General features: G+C 46.8%; 9 protein-coding genes. 6 read left to right on the plus strand and 3 right to left on the minus strand.

What is annotated here, in order from left to right; all coding sequences use genetic code 11:
• Window position 1 precedes the first annotated feature (1 nt).
• Both BAMF_RS23810 and BAMF_RS23815 read left to right on the plus strand, forming a co-directional pair.
• Window positions 2–1,198: a CamS family sex pheromone protein gene (locus tag BAMF_RS23810; RefSeq protein WP_013351295.1), complete on the plus strand. Its 1,197-nt coding sequence runs from the start codon at window positions 2–4 to the stop codon at window positions 1,196–1,198.
• 236 nt (window positions 1,199–1,434) lie between these two features.
• On the plus strand, window positions 1,435–2,430 hold the full coding sequence (locus BAMF_RS23815; protein ID WP_013351296.1) for a phosphotransferase enzyme family protein: 996 nt from the start codon (window positions 1,435–1,437) through the stop codon (window positions 2,428–2,430).
• Window positions 2,431–2,467: 37 nt separating this feature from the next.
• Here the strand turns inward: BAMF_RS23815 and BAMF_RS23820 are convergent, their stop codons facing one another.
• Together BAMF_RS23820 and putP are read right to left on the minus strand one after the other, a co-directional pair.
• Window positions 2,468–3,160 carry an MgtC/SapB family protein gene (locus BAMF_RS23820; RefSeq protein WP_013351297.1) on the minus strand — a complete coding sequence of 231 codons (693 nt, stop codon included), beginning with the start codon at window positions 3,158–3,160 and terminating at the stop codon, window positions 2,468–2,470.
• A gap of 120 nt (window positions 3,161–3,280) precedes the next feature.
• Window positions 3,281–4,759, minus strand: coding sequence for a sodium/proline symporter PutP (putP, locus tag BAMF_RS23825; RefSeq protein ID WP_013351298.1), 1,479 nt, complete (start codon window positions 4,757–4,759; stop codon window positions 3,281–3,283).
• A gap of 421 nt (window positions 4,760–5,180) precedes the next feature.
• On the opposite strand from putP, the gene gatC reads away from it, so the two are divergent.
• The 3 genes from gatC to gatB are packed head-to-tail and all read left to right on the plus strand — an operon-like array spanning window position 5,181 to window position 8,387.
• Window positions 5,181–5,471, plus strand: a complete 291-nt coding sequence (gene gatC / locus BAMF_RS23830; protein WP_003155732.1) for an Asp-tRNA(Asn)/Glu-tRNA(Gln) amidotransferase subunit GatC — start codon at window positions 5,181–5,183, stop codon at window positions 5,469–5,471.
• A 14-nt stretch (window positions 5,472–5,485) separates the two neighbouring features.
• Window positions 5,486–6,943, plus strand: a complete 1,458-nt coding sequence (gatA, locus tag BAMF_RS23835; RefSeq protein WP_013351299.1) for an Asp-tRNA(Asn)/Glu-tRNA(Gln) amidotransferase subunit GatA — start codon at window positions 5,486–5,488, stop codon at window positions 6,941–6,943.
• Between the two features lie 13 nt (window positions 6,944–6,956).
• Window positions 6,957–8,387, plus strand: coding sequence for an Asp-tRNA(Asn)/Glu-tRNA(Gln) amidotransferase subunit GatB (gatB, locus tag BAMF_RS23840; RefSeq protein WP_013351300.1), 1,431 nt, complete (start codon window positions 6,957–6,959; stop codon window positions 8,385–8,387).
• Between the two features lie 35 nt (window positions 8,388–8,422).
• Here gatB and BAMF_RS23845 read toward each other — a convergent pair whose 3' ends face one another.
• Complete coding sequence (locus tag BAMF_RS23845) at window positions 8,423–9,277, minus strand: TetR/AcrR family transcriptional regulator (RefSeq protein WP_013351301.1); 855 nt, start codon at window positions 9,275–9,277, stop codon at window positions 8,423–8,425.
• 129 nt (window positions 9,278–9,406) lie between these two features.
• Between BAMF_RS23845 and BAMF_RS23850 the strand changes: the two genes are divergently transcribed.
• A complete protein-coding gene (locus BAMF_RS23850; RefSeq protein ID WP_013351302.1) occupies window positions 9,407–12,550 on the plus strand; it encodes an efflux RND transporter permease subunit in 3,144 nt (1,047 codons plus the stop codon).
• Window positions 12,551–12,593 lie beyond the last annotated feature (43 nt).

The raw sequence follows: 12,593 nt of genomic DNA on the forward strand, positions 1-12,593 counted from the left end.
ATTGAAAAAGATGTTGGCATTGGCGGCGACGGCAACGGCGGCAGTATTGATGCTGTCAGCCTGTTCGCCGAGTTTCGGGGGAAACAAAGAGGAAGAGATCACGCAGAAAACGGCAAAGTCTTCTGAAAAAGCGATCATACCGAAATATAATATCTCTGATTCCTACTATAAGATGGTGCTTCCGTTTAAGGCCGGAAAAGCGCGCGGGCTGACCGCGGACCGGCTGAATACGAGGCTGGACATCGATGAATTCGAGACGGGACTGATGCGGCTCGCCCAAGACACGTTCCCGACGGATGACTATTTGTATCAGGAAGGCCAGTATTTAGATGAGGATACGGTACTCAGCTGGCTTGACCGCAAAAAAGAAGGCAGTGATCTGAAAAAGGCGAAAAAAGCAGACGCCAACTTCCAGAATCTCGGCTTAAATCCGGTGCTGCCAAACTCGGGATCGGCAAAAGAGAAAAACGAAAACAGCCCGATTTACTTAGCGTCTATGCTTGAGCAGGATTACTTAGTAAGAAAAGATAAAAACAGCATCCAGCTTGGCGGTATCATGATCGGTCTCGCTCTCAACTCTGTATACTATTATCGCGAAAATACAGGGGATCCGCAGCAGGAAGTGGAGCTCAGCGACAAAACGATCCGCAGTCATGGTGAAGAAATCGCCCAGGAAGTCGTTAACCGTCTCCGGAAAATGGATAACCTGAAAAATGTGCCGATTACCGTCGCCCTTTATAAACAAGCGCCGAAGACATCAATCGTACCGGGGAATTACATTGCGAAAACAGAAGTCAAAGCCGGCTCATCCACCATTTCAAACTGGGATGATGTCAAAGAAAAGTACGTGTTCTATCCGGCTGATACTGACACAGCAAAGAAATACCCTGACGATTCCGAAGTGTTTAAACGCTTCAAAAACGCGATCGACAGCTACTTCCCGAACTACACCGGAGTAGTCGGAACGGCGATGTATGAAAATGATGAAATGAGAAAAATGAAAATTGAAATCCCGATGCAATTTTACGGAAAAAGCGAAGTCATCGCTTTTACCCAATACTTAACGGGTGAGCTGATGGATTATTATTCAAAAGGCTCAGTCGATGTCGAAATCAACATCACCTCATCAGACGGCCAGGAAGCGCTTATCGTCCGCAATGCGGGTGACAAAGAACCGACCGTCCATATTTACGATTAACCAAGATGCCCTTGTTCATGTCTATATGAGCAAGGGTTTTTTATTGTGTATATCGTTGGTGAGAGAGATGAGGTATGTTATGATATTTGTATAATTAGGGATTAACAGGAAAATACATTCGTTTATAGGCGGATTTTACTAATCTGCTATGAACAAAAGAAGGGCAGGAATGTTGATGAATGACATTTGCTGAGTACTCACGTCACCGACAAAAGTTAAGAAGAGGGTGAATCAGCATGCATAAAGATATTCAAGCGATTTTTGAGGAAGATAAGGTGCTGGCCAAAGCCGGTGAAATATACGGATTTACTAAGTTTCAATTTATTGCGGACGCAGAGAACTACGTATACGAAATTGTAAAAGATAATCAAGCTTATATCTTAAAAATTACGCATACGATCCGCAGAACACCGGAATATATTTTCGGGGAAATGGAATGGCTTCATCATCTGACAAAGGGCGGGCTTTCGGCAGCAAAACCGATTCCTTCATTAAATGGCAGAGATGTCGAAGAAGTGCCGGACGAAAAAGGCGGAGCGTTTTTGTTCAGAGTCTATGAAAAAGCGCCCGGACGCAAAGTGGAGGAATCAGATTGGAACGGGTCTCTGTTTTATGAGCTTGGCAAGTATACGGGGAACATGCATCGGCTGACGAAAAGCTACAGTCTGAGCGACCCGAAATATAAAAGGCAAGAATGGGATGAAGAGGAGCAGCTGAAGCTAAGAAAATATGTGCCCGAAGATCAGCATCTTGTATTCGAACGGGCGGATGCTTTAATGGAAGAACTGCGGCAATTGCCGAAGAACCCGGAAAACTACGGCCTTGTGCACGCCGATTTGCACCATGGCAATTTCAACTGGGACAACGGAAAAATCACTGCATTTGATTTTGATGACAGCGGCTACAATTGGTTTGTGAATGATATCAGTATTTTGCTGTACAATATTTTGTGGTATCCGGTCATCCCGTATGAAGACAAGGTTGCATTTACAGAGGAGTTTATGACTCATTTTATGAAAGGGTACAAGGAAGAAAATGATCTTGATCCTGCATGGCTTGAAAAAATTCCGGATTTCCTCCGCCTGCGCCATATGCTGATCTACGGATTATTGCATCAGGCGTTTGATCTTGACTCACTCGGGGATGAAGAGCTTGAGATGCTGAAAGGTTTCAGGCGTGATATCGAAAACAAAACACCGATTACTGAATATAACTTTACCTCCCTCGTATAAAAAGAAAAACGACCGGCTGAATCCAGTCCGGCGTTTTTTATAACGTATCACACTTCACTCCGACGACACCCTGGATTTCTTTAATATCATAATACACGTCAGTGGTGTAGCGGTTTTTATGGACACTGATTTTCACTTCCATAATCGGATTTTCTGTTTCACGCAGATCGTCAATCCGGACCGAGTGAATGCGGAGCTGTTTGCTTTTCATTTCCTTTAGAATCTCGGTCATTTTATCTTTGTCGGAAAGAGACATCCTCACGCGGATATCTTTCTCCTTCAAGCGATTGGGACCGACTTTTCTGATCAGCCACGGAAGAAATTCGACGCTGATCAGGATAAACAAGAGGCTTGCGAATGCCTCCTTATAAAAGCCGGCGCCTGTGGCCAGACCCAGCCCGGCTGCGCCCCAGATGATAGCCGATGTCGTCAGACCGGAAATGACGTCATTGCTTTTGCGCAGGATCACGCCCGCACCGATAAAACCGACGCCGGAAATGATTTGGGCGGGAAGGCGGAGCGGGTCCATCATGATACGGTAATATTTCGGAAAGTGATATGCCGCATTAATGCTGACGATCGTCAGCATACAGGAGCTGACGGCGATGACGATACAGGTTTTCAGTCCTAACGGTTTATTTTTCAACTCACGCTCAAGACCGATGATCATACCGATCAGCGTGGCAATGCCCAGCTTTAATAAAATGTCCGGTTCGATAGGCCAGCTCAATTTACACAGCACCTCCGCAGTTTTTCTTATAGTAAATTGATATGATTTTCTCACAGTATTTATAGCAGGACAAGTGCGCAAGAAAAAAGCCGTCAGGGATAAGATCTGACGGCTTTTTGTCTATTTCTTGTTTTTCAAAAGAGCTTCCATCCGGCTGAACAGCTGATAAGAAGCATCGGCCGGTTTTTTGGTCAGCAGGCTGACGGCAATACCGGCAATCAGACTGAGGAAGAACCCCGGAATGATTTCGTATACGCCGGTTGAAGCGGCAAGCCCTGTCGTAATCCAGATCAAAACGGCCGCGGCTCCGGTAATCATCGCCGCAAGCGCTCCCCATTCATTCATTCGTTTCCAGTACAGACTGAGCAAGAGTGCCGGGCCGATAGCCGAACCGAAGCCTGCCCACGCATAGCCGACCAGGTCAAGAATGGTGCTGTTCGGATTCATGGAAAGCAAAATGGCGATAACGGCCACGATCAATACCGACAAGCGTCCGGTCATGACCAATTCTTTATCGCTCGCTTCCCGTCTGAAAAAGGCGCGGTATAAATCTTCCGTAATGGCGCTTGCCGTTACGAGAAGCTGTGACGAGATGGAACTCATAATCGCCGCTAAAATCGCGGACAGCAAGAAGCCCGTAATCAGCGGATGGAATAAGATTTTAGAAAAAATAATGAAAATCGTTTCCGGATCTTTTACGGAGACTCCGAAGTGATGAGAATAAGCAACCCCGATAATCCCGGTAAGCAATGAACCGACAACTGAAATAGCCATCCAGCTCATCCCGATTCTGCGGGCGGGTTTTAAATCCTTCACTTCTTTAATCGCCATAAATCGTACGATGATATGAGGCTGGCCGTAATAACCGAGTCCCCATGCCAAATAAGAAATAATGCTAATGACGCTCGCGCCTTTAAAGACATCCAATAGTTTCGGGTTTACGGCGTTGATCGAATCAATCGTCGTCGAAACGCTCCCGAGCTGGGTAAAAGCAACGATCGGCACAAGCACTAATGCCGCAAACATGATCGCTCCCTGTACGAAGTCAGTCAGGCTGACAGCAAGGAAACCGCCAAACAGCGTGTAAAGCACAACAACACCGGCCGTTAAAAATAAACCGAATTTGTAGTCGGCGCCGAATGCCGATTCAAATAACCTGCCTCCGGATACCATTCCGGACGATGTGTACAGTGTGAAAAAGATCATAATAATCACGGCGGAAACAATTTTCAGCAATGATGATGAATGGCGGAACCGTTTATCGAAGAAATCGGGAATCGTAATCGCATCATCCGCAACTTCCGTATACGCGCGAAGCCTCGGAGCAAGCAGCAGATAATTTGAATACGCGCCGATCGTCAAACCGAGCGCCAGCCATAAGGTTGATAAGCCCGTTGCGAACATTGCGCCGGGAACCCCCATCAGCATCCATGCGCTCATATCCGCAGCACCCGCGGACAGCGCCGTTACGAACGGGCCGAGTCCTCTTCCGCCCAGCATGTAATCATTGATATTCGTTGTCTTCCTGAATGCGTACCAGCCGATTAACAGCATGGCAGCAAAATAAATCCCAAGAGATATAATTAATTCAATACTCACGTTTTTGGACCCTCTCTTCTTTCAAGTAAATGTTGCATCACCTCTGTAGATTAGTAGTGCCGGAATTTTGCGCCGGCGGTGAGCCTTTAGTCATCATTACATGCGGCTCGCATGATTTTGTGCAGGCTATGGTTACTAAACCTAACAAAGTATCCCCGATCAATCAACTCTCGAAACCCGCCCCATTCAAGGAAAAAATCCCCGCCAACATAGAACAGCTTAAAGATGAAAACGCTACCAATAAATTATAAAAGTAAAAATTTTCTGACATATAATTCGTTTCTCTTTCTCCCCGATTTAGGATAAAATAGAGAAGGTTTCATCATGCCTCAGAAGGCGGCGTTTTGTTGCTTTAGAGGGCTCGTTTTTGATATGATCAGTATTATATGACGAAACGGAGAATTATGCGGAGGTGGATCTTATGTCACGAATTTCTATAGAAGAAGTAAAGCATGTCGCTCATTTGGCGAGACTCGCCATTACGGATGAAGAAGCTGAAATGTTCACAGAACAGCTTGACAGCATCATCTCGTTTGCCGAGGAGCTTAATGAAGTGGACACGGATAACGTGGAACCGACAACACACGTGCTGAAAATGAAGAACGTAATGAGAGAAGATGAAGCGGGTAAAGGCCTTCCGGTCGAGGATGTCATGAAAAATGCTCCCGATCATAAAGACGGCTATGTCCGTGTGCCATCTATTCTGGATTAAAGGAGGGAGACAGTATGTCATTATTTGATCACAAAATCACAGAACTGAAACAAATGATACATAAAAAAGACATCAAGATTTCCGATCTTGTTGATGAATCTTACAAACGGATCGCATCCGTGGATGATAAGGTGCAGGCGTTTTTGCAGCTTGATGAAGAAAGAGCCCGCGCTTACGCGAAAGAGCTTGACGAAGCGGTTGACGGACGGTCTGAACACGGTCTTCTCTTCGGAATGCCGATCGGCGTCAAAGACAACATCGTGACCAAAGGGCTTCGCACAACATGCTCAAGCAAAATCCTCGAAAACTTCGATCCGATTTACGATGCGACGGTAGTGGAGCGCCTTCAAGCAGCTGAAGCTGTCACAATCGGTAAGCTGAATATGGACGAGTTCGCGATGGGTTCTTCTACTGAAAACTCCGCGTATAAAGCGACGAAAAACCCTTGGAATCTTGATACGGTTCCCGGCGGATCAAGCGGCGGTTCCGCAGCTGCGGTTGCCGCGGGCGAAGTGCCGTTTTCACTCGGATCTGATACGGGCGGCTCCATCCGCCAGCCTGCTTCTTTCTGCGGCGTCGTCGGATTAAAGCCTACATACGGCCGCGTGTCCCGTTACGGTTTGGTCGCTTTTGCGTCTTCATTAGACCAGATCGGACCAATCACAAGAACCGTGGAAGATAACGCATTCCTGCTTCAGGCGATTTCAGGCCCGGACAAAATGGACTCTACGAGCGCCAATGTCGAAGTGCCGGACTTTCTTTCTTCATTAACGGGCGACATTAAAGGCTTAAAAATCGCCGTACCGAAAGAATATCTCGGAGAAGGTGTCGGCAAAGAAGCGAAAGAATCCGTTTTAGCCGCTTTAAAAGTGCTTGAAGGACTCGGAGCGACATGGGAAGAAGTATCTCTGCCGCACAGCAAATACGCGCTTGCGACATATTATCTGCTGTCTTCTTCCGAAGCGTCCGCGAACCTTGCGCGCTTTGACGGCATCCGCTATGGATACCGCACAGACAATGCGGACAACCTGATCGATCTTTATAAACAGACACGCTCTGAAGGCTTCGGCAACGAAGTGAAGCGCCGCATCATGCTCGGCACCTTCGCGCTCAGCTCAGGCTACTATGACGCGTATTACAAAAAAGCGCAAAAAGTGCGCACGCTCATTAAGAAAGATTTTGAAGACGTATTTGAGAAATACGATGTCATCGTCGGACCGACAACACCGACACCGGCATTCAAAATCGGCGAAAAAACGAGCGACCCGCTCACAATGTACGCCAACGATATTTTAACGATCCCTGTCAACCTCGCGGGTGTGCCGGGAATCAGCGTGCCGTGCGGATTTGCGGACGGCCTGCCGCTCGGACTGCAAATCATCGGAAAACACTTCGATGAAAGCACTGTATATCGTGTCGCTCATGCTTTTGAGCAGGCAACAGATCATCATAAAGCGAAACCTGAACTGTAAGGGGTGAAATGAAGTGAACTTTGAAACGGTAATCGGACTTGAAGTCCATGTGGAATTAAAAACAAAATCTAAAATTTTCTCAAGCTCACCGACGCCATTCGGCGCGGAAGCGAATACCCAAACGAGCGTCATCGACCTCGGCTATCCCGGCGTGCTGCCCGTTTTAAACAAAGAAGCGGTCGAATTCGCGATGAAAGCCGCAATGGCTTTGAACTGTGAAATCGCAACGGATACGAAGTTTGACCGGAAAAACTATTTCTACCCGGACAACCCGAAGGCATATCAAATTTCTCAATTTGACAAGCCGATCGGCGAAAACGGCTGGATCGAAATCGAAGTCGGCGGAAAAACGAAAAAAATCGGCATTACCCGTCTTCACCTTGAAGAAGATGCGGGAAAACTGACGCATACGGGCGACGGCTATTCCCTCGTTGACTTCAACCGCCAAGGCACGCCGCTTGTCGAGATTGTATCTGAGCCGGATATCCGCACACCGGAGGAAGCTTACGCATACCTCGAAAAGCTGAAATCAATTATCCAATACACAGGCGTTTCCGACTGTAAAATGGAAGAAGGTTCACTGCGCTGTGACGCCAACATTTCCCTCCGTCCGATCGGCCGGGAGAAATTCGGCACAAAAACAGAGCTGAAAAACCTGAACTCCTTCGCGTTCGTGCAAAAAGGCCTTGAGCATGAAGAGAAACGCCAAGAGCAGGTGCTTCTGTCAGGCGGAGTCATTCAGCAGGAGACGCGCCGCTACGATGAAGCGACGAAAAAAACCATTTTAATGCGTGTCAAAGAGGGTTCAGATGACTATCGCTATTTCCCAGAGCCTGACCTTGTCGAGCTCTACATTGATGACGAATGGAAAGAACGCGTAAGAGCAACCATTCCTGAGCTTCCGGACGAGCGCCGCAAGCGGTATATCGAAGAGCTCGGCCTGCCGGCTTATGACGCAATGGTGCTGACGCTGACGAAAGAAATGGCTGATTTCTTCGAAGAAACGGTCAATAAAGGCGCAGAAGCCAAACAGGCGTCAAACTGGCTGATGGGTGAAGTTTCAGCTTACCTGAACGCCGAACAAAAAGAGCTTGAGGATGTCGCGCTGACTCCGGAAGGTCTTGCCGGCATGATTAAGCTGATTGAAAAAGGGACCATTTCATCTAAAATCGCGAAAAAAGTCTTCAAAGAATTAATTGAAAAAGGCGGCGACGCTGAAAAAATCGTCAAAGAAAAAGGCCTTGTGCAAATTTCTGACGAAAGCGTGCTTCTGAAGCTGGTCACAGATGCGCTTGACAGCAATCCGCAGTCAATTGAAGACTTCAAAAACGGAAGAGACCGCGCGATCGGCTTCCTTGTCGGGCAGATTATGAAAGCCTCAAAAGGACAGGCCAACCCGCCGATGGTCAACAAGATCTTACTTGAAGAAATCAAAAAACGATAAAAAAAAGCAGCCGCCTGTAAGGGCGCTGCTTTTTTTTATATGGTAAGGCTGAAATGAGTTTCAATGGAAGCCCGCAGTGTTTCAATCTGTTCATTTCCGCTGCCGGCCAAATTGGACAGCATTCCTTTAATAATCGGTTTTCGCGGCTCTTCCTTCTGGCATTCCTCTTCAATGACTTCAAGCGATACGAGAACGTCCTCAGGCAGCCCCTGCTGCGCTTTTGCCATTTGAATATCCGCGAGCAGTTTTTCTCTGTCCGCCGCGGGCTGAGTAAAGATATCCTCAGATAAAAGCGGGTCGGGATTGTCTTTTATCAGTCCCGTAATCAGATCATCAATCCTGGCAATCAGAAAGGCCGCCACATTTTCCGTCTGAAATGCCGTATGTTCATTAAAAATCAAGAAATGGATATAAGAGCTTACAATTCCTTGCGCCATAACGGATGCATCCGCCAGAAACGGTGTGACGGCATCTCCGTAAACGGAGAGCAGAGCATCCCGGTACAGCATGTTAAATTGAATATTGACCTCATGAAAATACTGTTTTACCTTTTGATTTTCGGGAATGACCTTTTCGCTCAGCAAGAGAATGATAAAATCCTTGTGCTCCATAAATTCCCGGAATTGATAAGCAATTTGTTTTTGGAATACGTCCTTAGGCGGTTTATGCTGATGTTCTGTTTTGATTTTCTTTATTTCTTCCATAGACATGCCGATGTAATACTCACATGCTGACAGCAAAAGGTCTTCTTTTGATTTGAAATGAAGGTAGAAAGCACCTTTTGAGATCCCGCACTCACCGGCGATTTCCTGAATTGTAGTTGAAGAAAACCCCTTTTTGGCAAATAAATGGATGCCTGTTTTAATGATTTTCTCTTTTTTTTCGTTCATGACGTGCTTCCCCTTAATCCTTGAAAAATTTAGAAAAATTTACTGCCTTATTGGTTGACGATGTTGAGTTATACCGTTTAGTATTATATAGAATGACCAGTCAGTCAATAAAAAATAACGGAGGACATGATGAACCACATTATTAACTTTGTACTGAAGAACAAATTCGCAGTTTGGCTGATGACGATTATCGTTACTGTAGCAGGGCTGTATGCCGGTCTGAATATGAAGCAGGAATCCATACCGGACGTCAACATGCCTTACCTCTCAGTAAATACGACTTATCCCGGAGCTGCTCCGAGTCAAGTTGCGGATGACGTGACGAAACCGATCGAGCAGGCGGTGCAGAATTTAGAAGGAGTGAACGTCGTATCGTCCACATCCTCTGAAAACGTCTCATCGGTTATGATTGAATATGATTACAACAAGGATATGGACAAGGCGAAAACCGAAGTCGCTGAAGCGCTGGATAATGTCAGCCTTCCCGACGACGCGAAAAAGCCCGACATTTCCCGTTACAGCATCAACTCTTTCCCGATTTTGACGCTCAGTGTGACAAGTGATAAAAGCTCGCTTGAAGATCTGACCAAAAACGTGGAAAACACTCTCGTTCCTAAGCTTGAAGGCATCCAGGGCGTTGCGTCCGTGCAAGTTTCCGGACAGCAGGAAGAGCAGGTGGAATTCTCTTTCAAAGATAAAAAAATGAAAGAGTACGGACTTGATGAAGATACCGTCAAGAAAGTAATCCAAGGCTCTGACGTCAATACGCCGCTTGGATTATACACATTCGGCAACAAGGAAAAATCAGTTGTCGTTAACGGAAATATTACGTCAATTAAAGATCTGAAAGATATGAGAATTCCGGTCACATCTTCTTCCGCAGCTCAAGGTCAAGCAGGCGGCGCGGGTGCGGCATCTGCGGCGGACGCTCAGGCTGCGCAGCAGGCACAGCAAAGCGCATCAGCAGGGGTTCCGACGGTTAAGCTTTCTGACATTGCCGACATTAAAGATGTGAAAAAAGCAGAATCCATTTCCCGCACGAACGGAAAGGACAGCATCGGAATTAATATCGTAAAAGCCAATGACGCCAACACGGTAGAAGTGGCCGATGCGATTAAAGATGAACTGAATCAATACAAAAAAGACCATAAAGGGTTCAAGTACAGCTCGACTCTTGATATGGCCAAGCCGATTACAGAGTCAGTGGATACGATGTTAAGCAAAGCGATTTTCGGCGCGATCTTTGCGGTCGTGATCATTCTCTTATTCTTAAGAGATATTAAATCAACGATGATTTCTATCGTTTCCATCCCGCTGTCACTGCTGATTGCGCTTCTCGTGCTGAATCAGCTTGATGTCACTTTAAACATTATGACGCTCGGTGCGATGACGGTCGCCATCGGACGGGTAGTCGATGACTCCATTGTCGTTATCGAAAACATTTACCGCCGCATGAGGCTGAAAGATGAGCCTTTACGCGGAAAACAGTTGGTGCGTGAAGCGACGAAAGAAATGTTTAAACCGATCATGTCATCAACGATCGTAACCATTGCCGTATTCCTGCCGCTTGCCATGGTCGGCGGACAGATCGGCGAACTGTTTATGCCGTTTGCATTAACAATTGTTTTCGCGCTTGCCGCATCATTGTTGATTTCCATCACACTGGTGCCAATGCTTGCGCACAGTTTATTCAAAAAATCGCTCACAGGCGCGCCTGTTAAAGCGAAAGAGCATAAGCCGGGCAGATTGGCCGATTTCTATAAAAAAGTGCTGAATTGGTCATTAAGCCATAAATGGATTACATCCATCATCGCGGTTCTGATGCTTGTCGGCAGTTTGTTCCTCGTACCGCTGATCGGCGCGAGCTATCTGCCGGCACAAGCGGACAAAACGATGCAGCTCACATATACACCTGAACCGGGTGAAACGAAAAGCGAAGCTGAAAAAGCTGCGCAAAAAGCGGAAGACATGCTGCTTAAACGCAAACATGTCGATACCGTCCAGTATTCATTAGGCTCGCAAAGCCCGCTCGGCGGAAGCTCGAACGGCGCATTGTTCTACGTGAAATACGAAGAAGACACACCTGATTTTGACAAAGAAAAAGACAATGTCTTAAAAGAAATCAAAAAAACATCCAGCCGCGGCGAATGGAAAACGCAAAATTTCAGTTCGTCAGGCAACAACAATGAATTAACGTACTATGTGTACGGAGATTCAGAGTCTGATATTAAAGGCACGGTCAAAGAAATCGAAAGCATCATGAAAAAGCAAAAGGATCTGAAGGACGTAAACTCAGGCCTTTCCAGCACATATGATGAGTACACGTTCGTCGCTGACCAGGAGAAGCTCAGCAAGCTCGGCTTAACGGCTTCGCAAATCTCCCAGGCCCTGATGTCTCAAACGTCACAGTCTCCTTTGACAACGGTGAAAAAAGACGGCAAAGAGCTTGACGTGAATATCAAGACTGAAAAAGACCAGTATAAGAGTGTGAAAGAATTAGAGGATAAAACCATCACATCGCCTGCAGGCCAAGAAGTAAAAATCGGCGATGTGGCGAAAGTGAAAAACGGCACGACATCTGACACCATTTCCAGACGCGACGGCAAAGTGTACGCTGACGTAACGGCAACCGTCACTTCTGACAACATCACGAAGGTGTCATCAGCCGTTCAAAAGAAAGTTGACAAACTGGATAAGCCGGACAATGTATCGATCGATACCGGCGGTGTATCAGCGGATATTGCTGATTCCTTTACGAAACTCGGCTTAGCGATGCTTGCCGCAGTCGCCATCGTATACCTCGTTCTTGTGATCACGTTCGGCGGAGCATTAGCGCCGTTTGCGATTCTGTTCTCGCTTCCGTTTACGGTCATCGGCGCATTAGTCGGACTGTATGTATCCGGAGAGACAGTCAGCCTGAATGCCATGATCGGTATGCTGATGCTGATCGGAATCGTCGTCACAAACGCGATTGTCTTAATTGACCGCGTCATCCATAAAGAAGCGGAAGGCTTATCGACGAGAGAAGCGCTCCTTGAAGCCGGCTCTACGAGATTGCGTCCGATTCTGATGACGGCGATCGCGACAATCGGCGCCCTGCTTCCATTGGCATTGGGCTTCGAAGGCGGAAGTCAGGTCATATCTAAAGGACTCGGTGTCACCGTTATCGGCGGTTTAATCAGTTCAACTCTGCTTACCCTTCTGATTGTACCGATCGTATATGAAGTATTGGTGAAATTCCGTAAGAAAAAACCTGGAACGGAAGAAGAGTAAGACAGCGGGCCTTGGCTCCTTAAATGGAGCCAGGGCCTTTTTT

The sequence above is a fragment of the Bacillus amyloliquefaciens DSM 7 = ATCC 23350 genome, from assembly GCF_000196735.1.
Taxonomy (GTDB): Bacteria; Bacillota; Bacilli; order Bacillales; family Bacillaceae; genus Bacillus; species Bacillus amyloliquefaciens.